The sequence below is a fragment of the Marinoscillum sp. genome (genome assembly GCF_040222955.1).
Lineage (GTDB): Bacteria > Bacteroidota > Bacteroidia > Cytophagales > Cyclobacteriaceae > Marinoscillum.
Genome location: NZ_JAVKCA010000011.1, coordinates 138,350 through 157,419, shown reverse-complemented (window position 1 = coordinate 157,419; position 19,070 = coordinate 138,350). Strand labels below are relative to the sequence as shown.

The following is a 19,070-nucleotide window of genomic DNA, read 5'->3' as shown; positions in this document are numbered from 1 at the left end:
GTGAAACACTTACCGATATTATGTTTCCAGAATACGATGTAATTGTTGTTGGTGCGGGCCATGCTGGCTGTGAGGCCGCTGCTGCTGCTGCCAACTTAGGTTCCAAGGTGCTTTTGGCCACCATGAACATGAACACCATTGCCCAAATGTCCTGCAACCCTGCGATGGGTGGTGTGGCTAAAGGCCAGATTGTTCGTGAAATAGACGCGCTGGGTGGGTACTCCGGTGTTATCACCGACAAGTCCATGATCCAGTTCCGCATGCTCAATAAGAGCAAAGGCCCTGCTATGTGGAGTCCACGGGCGCAATCAGACCGGATGCGGTTCGCCGAAGAATGGAGAATGGCATTAGAGAATACACCGAACGTTGACTTCTGGCAAGAAATGATCTCAGGAATCCTCGTGAAGGACAATAGGGCTATAGGTGTCAGAACCAGTCTCGGCATAGAAATCCGATCAAAAGCGGTTGTCCTCACGAACGGTACATTTCTCAATGGATTGATCCATATAGGGGAAAAACAATTTGGCGGTGGGCGCGCCGGTGAACGAAAAGCCACCGGCATTACGGAGCAACTTGTGTCTTTGGGTTTTGAATCCGGACGTATGAAAACCGGAACGCCCCCACGAGTGGATGGCAGAAGCCTGGACTATAGCCGCATGGATGAACAGGAAGGCGATGAAGCGCCTGAGAAATTCTCCTACCTCGACACCACCCAACCCCTTCAAAAGCAACGAAGCTGCTACATCACCTATACCAACCCCGAGGTTCATGCCTCATTGCAGACAGGCTTTGATAAGTCCCCCATGTTCAATGGTCGCATTCAGGGACTCGGCCCAAGGTATTGTCCTTCAATAGAAGATAAAATTAACCGATTCGCAGAGCGTGATCGCCACCAGATATTTGTTGAGCCAGAAGGTTGGGATACCGTTGAGGTTTACGTGAACGGCTTCTCCACCTCACTACCAGAAGATGTACAATACAAGGCCCTCAGGCTCATTCCTGGTTTCGAGCAAGCCAAAATGTTCCGGCCAGGCTATGCCATAGAATATGACTTCTTCCCTCCTACTCAGCTCTCTCAAACCCTGGAGACCAAACTCATCGGCAATCTCTTCTTTGCTGGTCAGATCAACGGCACCACAGGATACGAAGAAGCTGCCTGTCAGGGATTAATGGCCGGAATCAATGCCCATCAAAAAGTACAGGAAAAGGATCCATTTATACTCAGCAGATCCCAGGCCTATATAGGCGTACTCATTGACGACCTCATTAATAAAGGCACCAATGAACCCTATCGCATGTTTACCTCCAGAGCAGAATATCGCCTGCTCCTTAGGCAGGATAATGCTGATCTAAGGCTTACACCCTTATCACACAAATTAGGACTTGCCACCGAGCATAGAAATCAACTCACTTCAGACAAATTGCAAGCCACCAAACAGCTCATCAATAATCTGAAGCAAAAGAAATTTAAACCACTGGAAATCAACCCGACACTGGCAGAACTCAACATGGCACCCATCAAGGACACTTCCTCTCTTTATCAACTCCTCAAAAGACCAGATATAGAGATCAGTACCTTTGCTTCATTCAATGAGTCCACAAGAACGTTCGTTGCTTCTCTTGACAAAGACATTGCTGAACAAGCCTCCATACAAATCAAGTATGAAACCTATATCGTACGTGAACAGGAGAATGCTGAAAAGATGTCCTCATTAGACGAGAAAAAGATTAATCCCGATTTCGACTACCTCAAGATCAGTTCACTCTCCTCAGAAGCCAGAGAGAAACTGCTCAAAATTAAACCAACCACTCTCGGTCAAGCATCACGTATCAGTGGTGTTTCTCCTTCAGATGTATCAGTATTAATGGTTTACCTCACTAAATAATTATGTATCAGAAATTGGACGAATGTCCTGCCTGCAAACACACTTTGCTAACCAACTACCTCATTTGCGAAGATCACGCTGCTTCCGGGGAAAGCTTTGCCCTTGTACAGTGCAAAAAATGTAGTCTTGTCATTACCAATCCCCGTCCGGATCAGGATCACATTGGCGCCTACTACCAGCACAACGACTACATTTCTCATACCAATCAAGCCAATAATCCTGTCAACTGGCTCTATAAACAAGTCAGAACCATAACACTCGCCCAAAAGACTACACTCATCAAATCACACAGTGATCAAAAAAGAATACTGGATTTTGGTTGCGGTACAGGCTTGTTCATTCAGCATTTAAAGAAAAACGGCTTTCTTCCAACCGGTTTTGAGCCGTCTCCCAATGCACGCACAATGGCAGAAAACATCACTGGCCTGCCCATTTTGAATGACCTCAAACAACTGGAACAACAAAAACCATTTGACATCATCACCGCCTGGCACGTCCTAGAGCACGTTCATGATTTAAGACCTACCCTCAAGGCGCTGCGCAAATCACTCACCGAAGACGGGCTCATGTTCATTGCATTACCTAACCACCTATCATATGATGCCAAACACTATGGTAGCCATTGGGCAGCCTATGATGTACCCAGACACCTCTCACATTTCAATCAACAATCACTTGAAAAACTAGCCAAAGAATGCAAACTGAACCTCATCAAAACCTATCCGATGAAGTTTGATGCCTATTACGTTAGCCTTCTCAGTGAGAAATACAAAACTGGTAAAACCAATTACTTAAAGGCGCTTCGAGTTGGACTCAAGTCTAACCAACAGGCACGCCAGACATCAGAATATTCCAGCCTCATTTACGTTCTAACCAAATGAAACAGCTTTTCTTCACCCTTATCCTCATCATCCTTCTGGATCTGTTTCTACACAGCTGTGCCAATCCCATCACCCCAACAGGTGGACCCAAAGACACCATCCCGCCAACATTGATATCGTCAACACCTGTTGATCAATCATTACGCTTCCAGGACCTGTCTATAGAAATGACATTCGATGAATTCATCAATGCTGATAAATTGAAACAAAATCTGGTCATCACACCCATTACAGAAATCAAGTACAAAACCCTCGTCAAGAAAGAAAGTATATCCATCAGATTTGAACAGCCCTTTGAAGACAGCACTACCTACACCCTCAACTTCTTTGATGGCATCACCGACATCACCGAAAAAAATCCTGTAGAAAATCTTGTTCTCGCATTTAGCACAGGAGATTACATCGACTCTCTGGCCATCTTTGGAGCCGTCTCTAATCTCTTCACAGGTGCCATCCCAAAGAAAATAACCATCGGACTTTATAAGCCATCCGATACACTGGATTTCAAATCCATCAAACCTACCTACTTCACTACCTCCACCGACGAAGGAAGCTTCCAAATACAAAATATAAAAGCCAATCCTTACAGGCTCATGGCCTTTGAAGACAAGAACAAAAATCTGCTCTTTGATCCTGCTTCAGAACAATACGCTTTCCTAAAGGACACACTTTATCTCAAAGAAACGATTCTGGACAGTCTTAGGCTACCCATGGTCAACATCAATGCAGCAACGCTCAAACTGATTTCTGCAAGACCCTCCGGCAGGTACTTCGAAATCAGATATACCAAACCAATCAACCAATATTCATTGCTCACGATAGATTCTACCTACCTTCCCAGTACCATAGTGGGAGACAAGGAAACCGTAAGAATTTATCCAACTCCTACAGTAGCCGACAGCCTTCAAACAATCATTACTGCCATTGACAGTCTCAAGAATATGCGAAAAGATACGCTATATGTAAAATTCAGAGAGTCCTCGCGGAAAGCAGATGAATACAAGGTATCATTAAGCCCTAAGCCCAACACCTCTGTGTTTCCCGATCAGAGATACACCATCGAATTTAACAAGCCCAGCAAGCTTCTATCGGACAATTTCATTTCAATACCCGTAGACACTATCATGAATCTTGATTTCCGGCCCAAAGGCGTCCAGTTCAATCACAATTCTACCAAACTCTCATTCAGTCTTGACATCACAGCTGCGCACTATAGGGACAGTCTAAACTCCTATCTAAGCAACCACCCACTCGACAGTACAGCCATGGACTCAGCACAGGCATCCCTCAATCAGAGAATTACCAACCTCAGCAAAGATTCATACACCTTATCAATCAATCCACAATGCTTTATATCATGCGAGAACGACACATCCCAGGTCCTCTCACAGACCTATAAATTTGCCAAAAGTGAAAACTTCGGCATCATCAGAGTTCTCATGACCGCATCAGCACCTTCCTACTTCGTTCAGCTTATCAACAAAGAAACCCCGGTTAAATCACTCAAGTCCTGCACAACCTGTGTTTTCACAGAAATCCCTCCAGGAAATTATTGGGTCAGGATACTGATAGACTCCAACAACGACGGGGAATGGTCACCAGGAAACATACTTACTAACACCGAACCGGAATCAGTTATTTACTTCAAAGAAGAGACTACCCTTCGTGCCAACTGGGACATTGAACTCAATTATTCCTTCTGAATAACCCACAAACCATGTGGACAATTCTGTGTTTAACATTTAAACATTAACATCTATTCACAACCACTTTATCCTTCATCCAGAACCCCAACAATTACTCAGACAAACCCCAGGTTATCAACTTCTATTCCCACAGCTCACTCTCCCAATCTTGTCAACACCCGCGGATCCCAACTTATCTACATATCAAACCTAATCTCCTATAATCCAATCATTTACCCTCACCACCAGCTGTGGAAAGACTCGCCAATTTCTCCAACTTATAAACAAAATGCACCCTCCTAAATAAATCCACTTTTTTTCCCCACATTTCCACAGCCCTAATAATAGAAATAGTCTTTTATTTAAAACTTATATAATACTTATTAAGTACATAACTTAACGTGGATAACCGGTACGTCATCAAATGAAGAAACATACCCTCAAGAATTTTTTAATCATCATACTCTTCTTCCTGCAGGCTACGGGGCATGCTCAAAGCAGCGACGCGAAATTGGCCAATGAGTACTTTCAGGAAGGAGAATACGACAAGGCCAAATTGATGTATGAAGGCCTGGAGAAATCAAAACAGGCCATTCCACTTATTCACGCCAATTATATGCAGCTGCTGTTGGATGCCAATGAATTAAAAGATGCCGAAAGGTATTTGCAGCGTGTGCTAAAATTTTTCCCGTCGAACCTGCAGTATCAGGTCGATTTCGTTTTCTATTATCACTATGCAGGCGAGCTGGACAAAAAAGATAAATTTCTGAACGAGCTAATCAAATCCTACGCAGACAACCAGTATCAACTTAGCACGATCGCTCAAAATCTGGCCACCAGGCAACTTTATGCAGATGCCATCCAGTTCTACGAAAAAGCAAGGGCAGCAAATGGTCGACCGTCCTCTTTTGCGCTGGATATGGCGGCCATCCACCGCCTTACTAACAATAAGCCGGACATGACCAGCGAATACATTAACTATGCGGAGGGTAATCCGGCCAATTTGACGTATGTCAAAAATCTATTTCAAAATATCCTCACAGAGGAAGAGGATCAGAATTTTCTGGAACAAACGCTCATTCAAAAGACACAACGAAATCCCAATGAGACACTCTATTCCGATTTGCTTATTTGGCTCCTACTTCAACGGAAGGATTTCTATTCCGCGTTCATTCAGGGCCGCGCTTTAGACAAGCGAAACCAACAACCCGGAAATGAGTGCATGCGGATAGCGCAAATTGCTTACGACAATAAATCCTGGCAGGATGCTATAGACATTTACCAGTATGTGATTAATACCTATCCCAACTCATATAACTATCCACCGGCTCGTCGCCTTTTGATCAGGTCTAAGGAAAACAAAGTCAAAAATGAATATCCGGTGGATCGACTAGCCATTAGAAATCTGGCCGACGAATACGCCAGACTATACGATGAAATGGGCCCTAACCCAACCACCCTGGAAGCTTTAAGAAACAAGGCCTTGCTACATGCTTTTTATCTCAATGAATTACCACAGGCCATCACCCTTCTGAACACCATCATTCACAATAATCGTAGTCCGGCCTCACTGATCTCCGAGTCAAAACTGGATCTTGGGGACATCTATCTTCTTACCGATCAGCCATGGGAATCCACACTGCTTTATTCTCAGGTGGAAAAGGCCAATAAGGAATCACCATTAGGCTATGAGGCGAAATTGAGAAATGCACGACTTAATTATTTCACAGGAAACTTTGCTTTGGCCAAGAGCCATCTGGACATTCTTAAACTTGCTACCACCCGTACCATTGCCAATGATGCCATTGCTTTGAGTCTACTCATTTCCGATAACACGGTTTTTGACACTACAGATCAGGTCATGAAAGATTTTGCCTCCGTGGAGTTGATGATTTTCATGAATAAGTCAGAAGAAGCCAAAAGAAGACTGAATCAAATTTTGGAGCAGCATCCGGGCCACAGTATTACGGATGAAATCTACTGGCTCCAGGCCAGACTGGAACTCGAGGCTGGTGATTACATGGCGGCCATTCAACAACTCGATAAAATCATTAGTCAGTACAACTATGATATTCTAAGCGACGATGCGTTTTTTAGGAAAGCAATAATCCTGCAGGACCACCTCCACAAGGACCAGGAGGCCATGTCCATCTACCAGGAATTTTTAAAGAAATATCCCGGAAGCAGACACGCAGCTGAAGCCAGAACGCGAATACGAAAACTTAGGGGTGATTTAACCAATTAGATGAGGACCAGTCGCGGATTAGGCTCCATCAGACCTGGGTCGGGAGCAAAGTGCTTATTGAAAAATCCGTCGAGCTCATCTCTTGTTTCCGGAGAAAGCAATTCCGAAATTTCATCAAGCACCTGACCGGAAATCATGTAGGGTGGCATTTGTAAATTGACTTTACTCCCACGACAATACGCGAATATCTGGAACTCTTCACATTCGCTCACTGCACGATTACTCACCAGGCAATGATCCGTATACGACTCTAGAGAAGCTGATTCCCTGGTTCTCATTTTTTGCTGCAGGTGTTCCTGCATGAATTCCTGAATCTTAGTCATCGACTCAGTCGAAAGCCCCTTTTGTACCTCCATGGCACAATCCATGCAGATGGCATAATCAAAAATGACGTCACTCGCTTTGAACCCAGGATAATTGCGAACGGCTTTCTCTATCACATAGTCGCAAGACTCATCCAGAAGAAATCGGTCACACTCTACGCAATGCTGAAAAGGGCCTTCTTCTTTGAATGAATAAAATGAGCTGGGAATATTGACCAGGTGCTTGTTCTCTTGATCCATGTAATCAAATCTAAATATTGCTGCATCACAATCCTAAAAATAGTATGCATGCATAACATATTTTACCTATCTTTGGTTATTACCCTAACGAGAATGAAAAGAGAAGATACCGTAGATTATAATATAAAAGTAGCCTGGCACGCCATTTCCAGGATGTACAATCAATACGGAGCACCTTTTGATGTTACCGCATCCACCGGGTTTGTATTGCTCAATATAGATGCGGAACTGGGAACACCGGCTACCAAAATCGCTCCACTTATGGGACTCGAAGCGCGATCGCTCACGAGAATGCTCAAAACCATGGAGGAGAAAAAGTGGATCTATCGCGAACAGGATCCGAACGATGGCCGCTCTGTCCGAATTTTTCTTACCGCCCTGGGCAAGGAGAAGCGAGAATTTTCCAGGAGAGCCGTAAAAGAATTTAACTCAAAATTAAGAGAACTGGTACCTGAGCAGGACATCCGAACGTTCATAGAAGTGACCCGCTCGGTCACCCAGCTCATAGACGACAAAAACCTATTTGATAAACTAGCAGAAGCCTTCATTTATGAAACGAACCATTAAGAAAGCAGTAGTACTAGGCTCGGGAATTATGGGATCCCGAATTGCCTGCCATTTTGCTAACATCGGTCTGGAAGTCTTGCTTTTGGATATTGCCCCAAAAGAACTTTCGGATGCCGAAAAGGCAAAAGGACTCACGCTTGATTCACCCCACGTAAAGAACCGAATCGTAAATTCATCTTTACAAACAGCAATTGGCTCAAAGCCCTCACCCCTTTATCATCAGGAAAAGGCAAGCCTCATCACTACAGGAAACTTTGATGACGATTTGTCGAAGATCAAGGATTACGACTGGGTACTTGAAGCCGTGGTGGAAAACCTGGAAATCAAGAAATCACTTTTCGAAAAAGTAGAACAATACAGAAAACCAGGGACACTCATTTCCTCCAATACGTCAGGTATTCCGATCGGCTTCATGCTGGAGGGGCGAAGTGAAGATTTTCAGAAGCATTTCTGTGGAACACACTTTTTTAATCCGCCGAGGTATTTGAAACTCCTCGAAATTATTCCTACCAGGAAAACAGACCCTGAAATCGTAGACTTCTTTTTACATTATGGAGATCTGTTCCTGGGCAAGGAAACGGTGTTGTGTAAGGACACGCCTGCATTTATAGCCAACAGAATCGGCATTTACGCGATTATGTCGGGTATGCATACCATTCAGAAAATGGGCCTTACTGTCAATGAGGTAGATAAACTAAGTGGTCCGGTCATCGGTCGGGCCAAGTCGGCTACCTTCCGAACCATGGACGTGGTAGGCCTGGATACTGCCGTGAAAGTGGCAGCAGGTTTGTATGAGGGCCTACCCCATGACGAATCCAGGGAAATGTTTAAACTGCCCAGGATTGTACAGGAACTTTACGATCGCAAATGGTGGGGAGATAAAACCAAACAAGGCTATTATAAAAAAGTAGTCCAAAATGGAAATAAAGAAATCCTGGAACTGAACCTTGAAACGTTTGAATACGAGCAGAAGGCCAAGGTGAAACTGGATGTGCTGGATAAAACCAAGAACGAGGAAGATCTCAAGAAAAGACTCAAAATCGTCATTAATGAAGAAGGTCGGGAAGGAGACTTCTACAGAGCTACATTTTTCGATCTTTTCAGATACTGCACGGTGCGTATACCGGAGGTTGCGGATGAACTCTATCGAATTGATCAGGCCGTAGCGGCAGGCTTTGGCTGGGAGCTCGGCCCATTCGAATCATGGGATGCTATGGGGCTGCAGGCGTGTGTTGATCAAATGAAAAAAATGAATCTGGCACCGGCTCCCTGGGTGGATGAAATGCTGGCTGCAGGTCATCAGTCTTTTTATAAATACCAAAATGGTAAAAAGCACTACTACGACATTCCTTCGAAATCCTACAAAGTGGTTCCCGGTACGGAAGGATTTATTTATTTGGATGCTTTCAAAGAAAACAATGTGGTCTGGTCGAATGACGGTGCCACCATTTATGACATTGGGGACGGCGTCCTGAACGTGGAGTTTCATACAAAAATGAACTCGATAGGTGCGGAGGTTATTGAAGGCATCAACACGGCCATTTCCATGGCTGAAAAAGATTACCGGGGAGTGGTAGTAGGCAACGAAGGCCAGAATTTTTCTGCCGGGGCCAACCTCGCCATGTTGTTCATGTTTGCGGTGGATCAGGAGTTTGATGAGATTGACATGATGATTCGCCAGTTTCAGACTACCATGACCCGAGCCAGGTTCTCGTCAGTTCCTGTGGTGTCAGCCACTTCGGGTCTTGCGCTTGGTGGTGGTTGCGAGCTATCCCTTCATTGTGATGCCATTCAGGCGCACGCCGAAACCTATATTGGTTTGGTGGAAGTGGGAGTTGGTTTAATACCCGGTGGAGGAGGTACCAAAGAGCTCACCCTTCGGGCATCGGACAAGTATATGCCCAACGATCCTGAGTTAAATATTTTGCAGGAGTACTTTATGAACATCGCTACGGCTAAGGTGGCTACTTCGGCACATGAAGCCAGAGGCATGGACATATTGACTGCTTCAGATCGCATTACCCTGAACAGAGCCCGGTTGCTGGCCGACGCAAAAGAGCGGGTACTGGAGTTGGCTGATGCCGGCTATACTCAGCCTAAAGAAAGAACAGATATCAAAGTACATGGGCGTACCAGTATGGCGATGTTTGATGCGGGCATCACGGGTATGAAGTACGGAGCCTATATTTCGGAGCACGATGCCAAGATTGCTAAAAAGCTTGCCTGGGTGATGAGTGGCGGGGACCTTTCGGCACCCACGCTTGTTTCAGAGAAGTATCTCCTTGATCTGGAGCGCGAAGCTTTTCTGAGTTTGTGTGGAGAGCAAAAGACTTTGGAGCGGATTCAGAGCATCTTGTTCAAGGGGAAACCACTTCGTAATTAAAAAAAGACAACATTATTCAAGACCAAAAACAGAAATAAAATGGATGCATATATAGTAGCAGGATATAGATCAGCCGTAGGACGAGCCAAAAAAGGAGGCTTCAGGTTTTACAGACCCGATGACCTGGCCGCTGATGTGATCAAACACCTGGTCAACTCCATTGAGGGCTTTGATGCCAAAAGGGTGGATGACCTGATTGTGGGAAATGCGATTCCGGAGGCAGAGCAAGGCATGCAAATGGGACGGATGATTTCATTGTTATCCCTTCCCATTGAAGTACCAGGTATGATTATCAACAGATATTGTGGTTCCGGACTGGAGGCCATTCACCTCGCTTGTGCGAGGGTGCACTCCGGTACGGCCGATTGTATCATTGCCGGAGGTACCGAATCCATGTCTCTGGTACCTATGCTGGGGTATAAAACCGCCCTTAACTGGAAAATCGCAGAAAACAACCCGGAGTATTATCTGAGCATGGGCCTCACCGCAGAGGAAGTAGCCATTGACTATAACATTTCAAGGGATGATGCCAATGAGTTTGCGATGAAATCACATCAGAAAGCAGCAAAGGCTATCGCAGATGGAAAGTTTAAGGATGAAATCGTTCCGGTAAATGTGGAAGAGATTTACCTCGAGGGGGATAAACGCAAAAAGAGATCTTATGTGGTGGACACAGATGAGTGTGTCCGTGCGGATACCAACATGGATTCATTGAACGGCCTTCGACCGGCATTTAAACAAGGGGGTCAGGTGACTGCAGGCAACTCTTCGCCTACCTCGGACGGTGCTGCTTTTGTAATGGTCATGTCAGAGAAGATGGTGAAGGAATACAACCTTCAGCCGATAGCAAGGATGGTAAGCTATGCTGCTGCGGGAGTTAACCCACGGATTATGGGCATAGGTCCTGTAGCCGCTGTGCCGAAAGCGCTGAAGCAGGCAGGTCTGAAACAAAATGACATTGACCTGATAGAACTCAACGAAGCATTTGCAGCACAATCATTGGCAGTTATTCGTGGGTTGGATCTGAATACCGAAATTCTGAATGTGAATGGGGGTGCCATCGCATTGGGTCATCCCCTCGGGTGCACCGGAGCCAAGCTATCCATTACCTTATTCAACGAGATGAAGCGGAGACAAGGAAAATATGGAATGGTAACTGCCTGCGTTGGTGGAGGCCAGGGTGTGGCTGGTATCTACGAATACCTGAATTAAAATGACACAAGAAAGGGTAGCACGAAGGCTACCCTTTCTTGTGATACTTTCTTTTGATTTTTTGTATTTCAGATTTGAGTTTCACGTTCGCATGAACCTGACTGTACAAGTCCATTACGGCTTCCATTGGGTAGCCTAGTTTCTTGGCCATGTTCATACAGTAACCGATCTCCTCGTCGAAAATTTTTCCATCAACTTTCATCAGATGGACCAAATTGTAAAGCGTATCGAAAGATTCGTCCTCGCTGAGTGTACTGAAGTCAATTTTTTCAGGCGGGTTGTCAAAATATTCCTTCAGCTCCTCTTCAGACAAACCATGCGCCATGCCAATCCTGGAAATCAACCCTTTTTCTGTGTCATCAATGGCTCCATCCATGGAAGCCAGATGGATCAATATTGAGATTTGACTCTTATCCAATTTTTTACTCATTGACCTAAAATAAGAAAGTCTCTCATTATGTGAACCACAAACAAGAGACTTTTCAGTAATCCTCTTCAGATTACGTTTTGACCTGCAACAAGGAAAAGACTTTGGTAAGGCTTCCTTATGACTATGCTTAAGTACCAGTGAAAGACGAAATGGTTGGAATGCGGAGAAAAAATTTTTGAAATAAAAGAAAGAGAGAAAGCTAAAGACCTGAAGAGGTTTGGCATACCAACAGATTAAGCGAAATATCTAGAGCCTCTCTCTTTCTTTCAACCATCAACCTATTGCAGACGAAACTGCGACACTAAAGTATTTCATTTAACAATAACAAAATCGGGTAAAAGGCAGGCATCAATTCATAATCGCGCTTTCAAGGAAATTTGGAGGCTTTTTGCGGGAGACAACCTATAGAAAAGGTGTAAAAAAATACCCAAAATGTGGTAGATGTTAAAAGCTGACAATTTGCTGCTGGATCGCAAATTTTACCAACCCAACGGCATTCTTGGCTTCTGTTTTTCGCATGAGGTTTTTGCGATGCGTATGTATAGTTTGTTCGCTAATGAATAGTCGATCGCCAATTTCCTTCATGGTGAGTTCCTGGCAAATGAGCTCGAGAATTTCAACTTCACGTTTGGTTAGCTGGCTCCTTTCATTGAACAAGGGCTTGTTGATGGCTCCTTTTTGCACTTTCTGATGCAGTGCCCGGGCTACGAGTTGGTTGTAATAAAAATCATTATTCATGACCGAGCTGATGGCTTTCTGCACTTCTTCGGGCTCTGCACTTTTGAGGAGATAGCTATGCACACCTATTTCTATCAAATCGGAAATCAATTTGAGGGAATCATGCATGGAAATCATGATGATGTGAGTATCCGGAAATTTGGTTACCACTTTTTTGGCTGTTTCCCACCCATCAAGCACAGGCATTTCCAGGTCCAAAAGAAGAATGTCGAACTTCTCGGTAGCGAGTAAATCGAGTGCCTTTTGACCATTTTCTACATCCTTTACAGATGTGATGCCAGGGAAAGTTTTGACCATCATGGACATACCTTTTCTAAATAAGGTATGGTCATCCGCCATTAAAATGCTGATTGATTGTTGCTCCATTCTATTCACCGATCTTCCAAATTTAGTTAATAACTAATGGAAACAGAAAATCAGCACTAAATGGATTAAAAAGTGGCCTGCCAGGCCCTTGGTAGCATTATTGGATGGCCTCAGAACGCAATAAACTGCAAGAACAGGCCATCCTAAAGACGAAAATAGGACCGAAGTGAATGAAAATGGTCAAAATTTAAGAGGACATGCACCAACAAGAGATATGACGTATCTGGGAAGGAGCCAAAAAAGATGAGCTCAACACCACAAAGACCACTCCCTCTTTAGTCAGGCCGGCTTCCTGCCGTTTTGGACAAAACAGGTTTTCAGTACACCAGGGAAACGAGCCATAAACCCCTGAATAGTTTGTGCAAACGCATCTTCATCTAGGGTGATTAATTTATATTTTGGTTTAGTTTTGCGTATCTTTTCAAGTCATATTCAATACCGACACTCCAAATGAGTAAATTCCCGCTTAAAACCAGGTTAAACTATAAGTTTGACAACTATTTATCTAAAGGCACGGCGGCCATGATCTATGGCTTGGGGATATTGTCAATGATCATCATTATCGTTTTTGGCTTACTTCTCCTGGTATTCGGGCTGCACCCCGATCACGACAGGGATTTTACCATTTTCGAATCTTTGTGGGTGAACCTCACACACGTACTGGACCCAGGAGTTTTGGGCAATCACGAGGACAATTGGCCATTCAGGATTTTCATGCTGTTCACTACTTTTCTTGGTCTGGTGATCATTTCCACGCTGATAGGTTTGGTTTCCAATGGTATCCTTACCAAGATGGATGAGCTGAGGAAGGGCCGCTCTTTTGTGATAGAAAAAGACCATGTGCTGATTCTGGGTTGGTCATCAAAAATTTTCACGATCATTTCAGAGATAGTGATCGCCAATGAAAACCAACGCCGTGGGGTCATTGTGATTCTGGCAGATATGGATAAGGTGCTCATGGAAGATGAGATCCGGGATAAAGTGGGCAGTACGGCCAATACCGTGGTGATCTGTAGAACAGGAAACCCAATTGATGTCCATGATTTGTACATCGCTAACCCTTTTGACACCAAGTCCATTATTATTCTGGATAAGGATAACGAGAATTCGGATTCCCAAATCATCAAAACCATCGTGGCGATCGTCACCAACCCTGAACGAAGAGAGGCGCCGTACCACATCACTGCGGAGATGGAGGATAAGAAGAACTTTGAAGTAGCCAAGATGGTGGGCAAGGATGAAGTTGAGCTTATTCTTTCAGATGAAATTATTTCCCGGATCATGGTGCAGACTTCTCGTCAGTCCGGATTGAGTGTTGTCTACATTGAGCTGATGGATTTTGGAGGGGATGAAATTTACTTCATGGAAGAAGAGTCCCTGATCGGTAAAACCTTTCGGGAGATATTGTTTGCATATGAAGACTCTGCGATCATGGGCATTCAGTATGCTGACGGATCTGTGGAGATTAACCCTACAATGGATACCATATTCAGAGAGGGCGACAGTGTGATTGGTATTACGGAAGATGATGACACGCTGGTTCCGAACTCCCCGGATGTTATCGAATTACTTGAAGACAAGATTGTCTACACTGAGCCGGAAGTAAAAGACGAAGAAAAAATATTGATTTTGGGCTGGAACAACAGGGCCAGACACATCATCCGCGAACTGGACTATTATGTGCCTCCGGGCTCCCATGTCAAGGTGATGTCTAAATTTGATGATGCAGCCAAGGCAATCAATAAGCTTTCCAACCTGGTGGAGAACATTCACCTGAGTTTTGAAGTGACCGATACCACAGACAGAGAGACCCTACAGAATATGGATTTGGGTCAGTATGATTACATCATGCTACTCTGTTACCAAAATTATTTCCCGATTCAGGAAGCGGATGCTCAGACCCTGATTACCCTGCTTCACCTGAGAAACTTCACCGAGAAGAACGGGCAGAAATACAAGATCGTATCGGAGATGCTGGATATCCGAAACCGACAATTGGCGGACATCACCAGTGCGGATGACTTCATCGTGAGCGATAAATTGATCAGCTTACTGATGAGCCAGGTTTCAGAAAACAAGTTTTTGATGCGTGTATTTGAAGACCTCTTTGATGCGGATGGATCAGAAATCTATATCAAGCCGGCAAAAGAATATGTAAAAGTGGGTGAGCCCATGAACTTCTATACCATCCTCGAATCTGCTGCCAGAAAGAATGAAGTGGCAATCGGCTATCGCGTGATCAAAGAAGCCAAAGAAGCCAACAAAGGATACGGTGTATATGTGAATCCCCGTAAGTCAGATATGTTTACGCTCTCCGATAAGGATATGGTGATTGTACTATCGGAAGATTAATTGAAACCAAATTACTTCTGTCCGCTGAGTGCCTCCCTAATTTGTTTCATGGCCTTTCTTCGGTACATTCTTGTACTATGACTCATTTTTGGAATTTTTTCCAGGTAGTTGAGCATAGCATTTTTTTGATTTCCGTTGAGTCCCTTCATTTTTGAAATGATCTCCGTTTCAAGCTCTGTGTGGTACATGATTTTGGTGGTTTGTTTATCTCCCTAATATAACGTGGAGATGTTATCGAGTGTTTAGATCAGAATCATGATATCATTATGATCTGGTCGCTTCCGTTACCTAAGTTTGACGGAATGGGTCTATGTTTTTCTCCAAAAAAAATTCTATCTTGAATCATCAATTTACCCAAAATACACCCGCAATAATATGGCCAATCGTTCGCAAAAAGTTGATGAGTTCATCCAAAGAGTAAGTCAGCGCAATCCACATGAAAAGGAATTTATTCAGGCAGTAAAGGAGGTTTCTGAAACGATTATCCCATTCATAGAGGATAATCCTAAATATAAACAAACCAATGTATTGGATACCATGTGTGAACCTGAGCGTGTGGTGATGTTCAGAGTTCCCTGGGTGAATGATCAAAATCAGGTTCAAATCAACCGGGGATATCGTGTACAGATGAACTCGGCCATAGGTCCATACAAAGGGGGGCTGAGGTTTCACCCTTCGGTGAACTTATCCATTTTGAAGTTTTTGGCATTTGAGCAAGTCTTTAAAAACAGCCTTACCACCCTCCCACTCGGAGGAGGAAAGGGAGGAAGCGACTTTGATCCAAAAGGAAAATCCAATGGTGAAGTCATGAGGTTTTGTCAGAGCTTTATGACAGAGCTATCCAAACACATAGGAGGTTTTACAGACATCCCTGCAGGGGATATTGGAGTGGGTGGTCGCGAGATTGGCTATTTGTTTGGTCAGTACAAGCGACTCAGAAATGAATTTACAGGAGTGCTCACAGGAAAAGGCCTACAGTATGGAGGGAGCCTGATTCGTACCGAAGCAACGGGATATGGGGTGGTCTATTTTAGTAAAGAGGTGTTGGAAACGCATGGAAATAGTCTGGAGGGCAAGGTTTGTGCCGTTTCTGGAAGCGGAAATGTTGCCCAATACACGATTGAGAAATTATTGGAACTTGGAGCCAAACCGGTTACCGTTTCGGATTCGGGAGGGTGTATATATGATAAAGAGGGCTTCAATGAAGATAAGCTCGCATTCATCAAAGAACTTAAGAATGAGAAAAGAGGTCGTATCAGTGAATATGCGGATCATTTCAAAGGGTCCGAATTTCATGCGGATGTCACACCCTGGAACTTTAAGGTAGATCTGGCGTATCCCTGCGCCACCCAAAATGAGCTTCCGCTGGAAGATGCTCAGCTGTTGGTGAAGAATGGGTGTATCGGCGTTTTTGAAGGGGCCAATATGCCCACAACGGATGAGGCACTCACTTTCATTAGGGAGAAGAAGATTTTCTTCAGCCCGGGCAAGGCATCCAATGCGGGCGGGGTAGCCACCTCTGGTCTGGAAATGTCACAAAATTCACAGCGTCTGTATTGGACACGGGATGAAGTAGATTATCGCCTCAAAATGATCATGAAGAGCATCCACAATAATTGTGAAGAGTATGGTCGTGAGAGCAAAGACTATGTTGATTATGTGAAGGGGGCCAACATTGCCGGCTTTGTGAAGGTCGCCGATGCGATGATTGCTCAGGGAGTGGTTTAAAGTTTGGGGGAATGTTGTGATAAACCTGTCAGTCCGGTTATCTTTACACAAAAAAATAGCGCGCTATGGCCATGTTAGTTTTCATTCTTGTGTTGTTTGTATTGGCGATTATCTGCCCAACTATTTTGCCTAATAGAAAGGTGAGCAACCACGCAAAGGATGACGTATAAATTTCCCCGATTAACGCTTTGAAAAAATATGGGCGTGAGCTTACTGAGAATGTTTCTCAGTGAACTGACGTTCTGCTCATCTCAAAATGAGTATAGGCTTGCCATAGGTAGGTTGTTCTCAGAAACCGGGCGGTTTCTTTCCTGGGAGTACGGCCACAAAAATTAGTCTTTCTTCTGACTTTCCTTTCTCATATCTACCAGAGAAAGAGCTGCCCCAAAAGCGACAAGAAAAATAACGATATTCACGAATAGATTTACACCGTCGGTTACTGCAGGGTTAGTAATGTCCATGATTGTAATTTTTATTATGCGAATATAGAAAACGGTGAAGCCAAAATGAAAGAGGAGGTCATATTATTCCAATCCATTTCCGCTCTCGATGCAGTGTTGAAGGAGCGCAAAATTATCCAGATAAGTTACAACGATCAAAAGTATGCGTTGACCAGGTTCGGGTCAAGGGTTTTTGTGTTTGAAACGAAGTGTCCACACTTTGATTATCCTTTGGTGCAGGCAAACGTCAATAGTGACTGCAGGGTAGTTTGCCCATGGCATGGCTACCAGTTTGACCTGACATCAGGACAAGAATTAATAGACCGGTGCCGCCCGCTCTCTGTTCAGGAGGCCAGATGGAACGCTGAGGGGCAGCTCGTGGCCCTCCTCTAAGAAAAACTAAAATGTCTGACAATAGAAACCAGCCAATCTGCGATGGACTGGGCATATTCGCTACCGGCACCCCTGCCTACCACATAAAGGACGAACAGGAAATATAAAGCCAGCAGCAGGCTGGCCTTAAAGCGACCAATGTATCCACCCACTACGAAAATAATAAGCACAACAGCCGTCAGTAACCAGAGTAGAAACCGTAGTTCGCCGCTGAGATCCACCATTTCCTGAGACATGGCAATAGGGCCGTGTATCAAGGTGAAAACAAACAACGGGAAACCTAGGGCAAAACAGATATCAAAAATATTGCTACCCAGGGCATTAGAGATGGCGTCATCATATTGTCCCCTTTGGGCATCTTTAATGGAGATGATCGTGTCCGGGAAACTGGAGGCGGCCGAGGCCAAAATCAAGGCGACAAACATTACCGGAATCCCGAGCCCTTCAAATTCCCCCAAAAATGGAACCGTGTAGGTATCATCACCAATCCACTCACAGGCGAGCACCAAAAGGTAACAGACCGCAGCAATACACACGGTGGCCGAAACAAGTAATGACCAGGCATTAAGGTTGTTGATTTTTTTCCTGCCAATAAACACTCTGTGGAGATCCAGTGTAAACAATGCGACCAGAAAAGGTTTTTGTTTCGATTCATCCACTTCAAAATCCTCTTCACTGATGTGGCTTTCTTCGAGCATAACTTCCCGCTCTTTTTTGTCCATAGACCAAAACATATAGACGATATAGGCCACATATACGAGCATCAGTAATAAACCATGGTACCAGTCCAAAGAAGAACCACTAATAAGTACTATGAATAGCAACTCCGCGATGAGCAAACTCAGACCATCTCGTAGCATCACTTTTTTAGAAGCCCTTACTTTGTTGGTAAGCCCCATACCGATGACCGCCAGTACTGCCACCGCAGGGATCACCATACTGTTGAAAATGGCGGAACCCGCCGTGGTACCGATCCCTCCAGAAAACCCTTCTGCATCCTGCATGATAAACAGGAAAAAGAATGATGTGAAGACTTCAGGCATGGAGCTGGCGATGGCGTTGATGGTTGCTCCCCTTACCCCGTCAGACAGGTTTCTGCCAATGTACTCTGATGCAGTCATGAAGCCATCACCTGCCCGCCATATAACAGCGCAACAAATGGCTATGAGAATTAAAGGTATGATGATGCCCATTTTTGACG

16 protein-coding genes are annotated in these 19,070 nt (G+C 44.5%); 10 read left to right on the top strand and 6 right to left on the bottom strand.

All coding sequences use genetic code 11. The features are described 5' to 3' along the window. Window positions 1-20 precede the first annotated feature (20 nt). The 4 genes from mnmG (at window position 21) to RIH33_RS10560 (ending at window position 6,697) form a co-directional block, all read left to right on the top strand. Entirely contained in the window at window positions 21-1,886 is a 1,866-nt protein-coding gene (gene mnmG, locus RIH33_RS10575; protein ID WP_406652164.1) for a tRNA uridine-5-carboxymethylaminomethyl(34) synthesis enzyme MnmG, read from the top strand. A gap of 2 nt (window positions 1,887-1,888) precedes the next feature. Further along, complete coding sequence (locus RIH33_RS10570) at window positions 1,889-2,767, top strand: class I SAM-dependent methyltransferase (protein ID WP_406652163.1); 879 nt, start codon at window positions 1,889-1,891, stop codon at window positions 2,765-2,767. Then, on the top strand, window positions 2,764-4,470 hold the full coding sequence (locus tag RIH33_RS10565) for an Ig-like domain-containing domain (protein ID WP_406652162.1): 1,707 nt from the start codon (window positions 2,764-2,766) through the stop codon (window positions 4,468-4,470). The genes RIH33_RS10570 and RIH33_RS10565 overlap by 4 nt, the downstream gene beginning before the upstream one ends. A gap of 406 nt (window positions 4,471-4,876) precedes the next feature. Then, window positions 4,877-6,697 (top strand): tetratricopeptide repeat protein, encoded by a 1,821-nt coding sequence (locus RIH33_RS10560; RefSeq protein WP_406652161.1) that lies wholly within the window; start codon window positions 4,877-4,879, stop codon window positions 6,695-6,697. Here the strand turns inward: RIH33_RS10560 and RIH33_RS10555 are convergent. Continuing rightward, entirely contained in the window at window positions 6,694-7,260 is a 567-nt protein-coding gene (locus tag RIH33_RS10555) for a hypothetical protein (RefSeq protein WP_406652159.1), read from the bottom strand. The genes RIH33_RS10560 and RIH33_RS10555 overlap by 4 nt on opposite strands. A 93-nt stretch (window positions 7,261-7,353) precedes the next feature. Here RIH33_RS10555 and RIH33_RS10550 point away from each other — a divergent pair, with 93 nt between their 5' ends. From RIH33_RS10550 to RIH33_RS10540, 3 genes are read left to right on the top strand one after another with little or no spacing between them, the layout of a single operon-like run. Then, window positions 7,354-7,827: a MarR family winged helix-turn-helix transcriptional regulator gene (locus tag RIH33_RS10550; protein ID WP_406652158.1), complete on the top strand. Its 474-nt coding sequence runs from the start codon at window positions 7,354-7,356 to the stop codon at window positions 7,825-7,827. Next, window positions 7,811-10,210 carry a 3-hydroxyacyl-CoA dehydrogenase NAD-binding domain-containing protein gene (locus RIH33_RS10545; RefSeq protein WP_406652157.1) on the top strand — a complete coding sequence of 800 codons (2,400 nt, stop codon included), beginning with the start codon at window positions 7,811-7,813 and terminating at the stop codon, window positions 10,208-10,210. The genes RIH33_RS10550 and RIH33_RS10545 overlap by 17 nt, the downstream gene beginning before the upstream one ends. 39 nt (window positions 10,211-10,249) lie before the next feature. Continuing rightward, on the top strand, window positions 10,250-11,422 hold the full coding sequence (locus RIH33_RS10540; RefSeq protein ID WP_406652155.1) for a thiolase family protein: 1,173 nt from the start codon (window positions 10,250-10,252) through the stop codon (window positions 11,420-11,422). A gap of 28 nt (window positions 11,423-11,450) precedes the next feature. Here RIH33_RS10540 and RIH33_RS10535 read toward each other — a convergent pair whose 3' ends face one another. Together RIH33_RS10535 and RIH33_RS10530 are read right to left on the bottom strand one after the other, a co-directional pair. Further along, window positions 11,451-11,852, bottom strand: a complete 402-nt coding sequence (locus RIH33_RS10535) for a hypothetical protein (RefSeq protein WP_406652153.1) — start codon at window positions 11,850-11,852, stop codon at window positions 11,451-11,453. 444 nt (window positions 11,853-12,296) lie between these two features. After that, the gene (locus tag RIH33_RS10530) at window positions 12,297-12,956 is read right to left on the bottom strand and encodes a response regulator (protein WP_406652152.1); all 660 of its coding nucleotides are present in this window, start codon (window positions 12,954-12,956) and stop codon (window positions 12,297-12,299) included. A gap of 450 nt (window positions 12,957-13,406) precedes the next feature. On the opposite strand from RIH33_RS10530, the gene RIH33_RS10525 reads away from it, so the two are divergent. Next, the gene (locus RIH33_RS10525; protein WP_406652151.1) at window positions 13,407-15,308 is read left to right on the top strand and encodes a CASTOR/POLLUX-related putative ion channel; all 1,902 of its coding nucleotides are present in this window, start codon (window positions 13,407-13,409) and stop codon (window positions 15,306-15,308) included. Between the two features lie 11 nt (window positions 15,309-15,319). Here the strand turns inward: RIH33_RS10525 and RIH33_RS10520 are convergent, their stop codons facing one another. Next, window positions 15,320-15,496: a hypothetical protein gene (locus RIH33_RS10520; protein WP_406652150.1), complete on the bottom strand. Its 177-nt coding sequence runs from the start codon at window positions 15,494-15,496 to the stop codon at window positions 15,320-15,322. Window positions 15,497-15,683: 187 nt separating this feature from the next. Here RIH33_RS10520 and gdhA point away from each other — a divergent pair, with 187 nt between their 5' ends. Next, window positions 15,684-17,036, top strand: coding sequence for an NADP-specific glutamate dehydrogenase (gene gdhA / locus RIH33_RS10515; RefSeq protein ID WP_406652149.1), 1,353 nt, complete (start codon window positions 15,684-15,686; stop codon window positions 17,034-17,036). 332 nt (window positions 17,037-17,368) lie between these two features. Here the strand turns inward: gdhA and RIH33_RS10510 are convergent, their stop codons facing one another. Further along, window positions 17,369-17,497, bottom strand: coding sequence for a hypothetical protein (locus RIH33_RS10510; protein ID WP_255465342.1), 129 nt, complete (start codon window positions 17,495-17,497; stop codon window positions 17,369-17,371). Window positions 17,498-17,542: 45 nt separating this feature from the next. Here RIH33_RS10510 and RIH33_RS10505 point away from each other — a divergent pair, with 45 nt between their 5' ends. Further along, entirely contained in the window at window positions 17,543-17,869 is a 327-nt protein-coding gene (locus RIH33_RS10505) for a Rieske (2Fe-2S) protein (RefSeq protein ID WP_406652148.1), read from the top strand. Here RIH33_RS10505 and RIH33_RS10500 read toward each other — a convergent pair. Further along, window positions 17,866-19,062, bottom strand: a complete 1,197-nt coding sequence (locus RIH33_RS10500; protein WP_406652147.1) for a sodium:calcium antiporter — start codon at window positions 19,060-19,062, stop codon at window positions 17,866-17,868. The genes RIH33_RS10505 and RIH33_RS10500 overlap by 4 nt on opposite strands. Window positions 19,063-19,070 lie beyond the last annotated feature (8 nt).

Coding starts and splice junctions, on each gene's coding strand:
- RIH33_RS10525 (WP_406652151.1), top strand. CDS start 13,407: ATGAGTAAATTCCCGCTTAAAACCAGGTTAAACTATAAGTTTGACAAC.
- gdhA (WP_406652149.1), top strand. CDS start 15,684: ATGGCCAATCGTTCGCAAAAAGTTGATGAGTTCATCCAAAGAGTAAGT.
- RIH33_RS10560 (WP_406652161.1), top strand. CDS start 4,877: ATGAAGAAACATACCCTCAAGAATTTTTTAATCATCATACTCTTCTTC.
- RIH33_RS10570 (WP_406652163.1), top strand. CDS start 1,889: ATGTATCAGAAATTGGACGAATGTCCTGCCTGCAAACACACTTTGCTA.
- RIH33_RS10555 (WP_406652159.1), bottom strand. CDS start 7,260: ATGGATCAAGAGAACAAGCACCTGGTCAATATTCCCAGCTCATTTTAT.
- RIH33_RS10505 (WP_406652148.1), top strand. CDS start 17,543: ATGAAAGAGGAGGTCATATTATTCCAATCCATTTCCGCTCTCGATGCA.
- mnmG (WP_406652164.1), top strand. CDS start 21: ATGTTTCCAGAATACGATGTAATTGTTGTTGGTGCGGGCCATGCTGGC.
- RIH33_RS10500 (WP_406652147.1), bottom strand. CDS start 19,062: ATGGGCATCATCATACCTTTAATTCTCATAGCCATTTGTTGCGCTGTT.
- RIH33_RS10510 (WP_255465342.1), bottom strand. CDS start 17,497: ATGGACATTACTAACCCTGCAGTAACCGACGGTGTAAATCTATTCGTG.
- RIH33_RS10565 (WP_406652162.1), top strand. CDS start 2,764: ATGAAACAGCTTTTCTTCACCCTTATCCTCATCATCCTTCTGGATCTG.
- RIH33_RS10530 (WP_406652152.1), bottom strand. CDS start 12,956: ATGGAGCAACAATCAATCAGCATTTTAATGGCGGATGACCATACCTTA.
- RIH33_RS10550 (WP_406652158.1), top strand. CDS start 7,354: ATGAAAAGAGAAGATACCGTAGATTATAATATAAAAGTAGCCTGGCAC.
- RIH33_RS10520 (WP_406652150.1), bottom strand. CDS start 15,496: ATGTACCACACAGAGCTTGAAACGGAGATCATTTCAAAAATGAAGGGA.
- RIH33_RS10540 (WP_406652155.1), top strand. CDS start 10,250: ATGGATGCATATATAGTAGCAGGATATAGATCAGCCGTAGGACGAGCC.
- RIH33_RS10535 (WP_406652153.1), bottom strand. CDS start 11,852: ATGAGTAAAAAATTGGATAAGAGTCAAATCTCAATATTGATCCATCTG.
- RIH33_RS10545 (WP_406652157.1), top strand. CDS start 7,811: ATGAAACGAACCATTAAGAAAGCAGTAGTACTAGGCTCGGGAATTATG.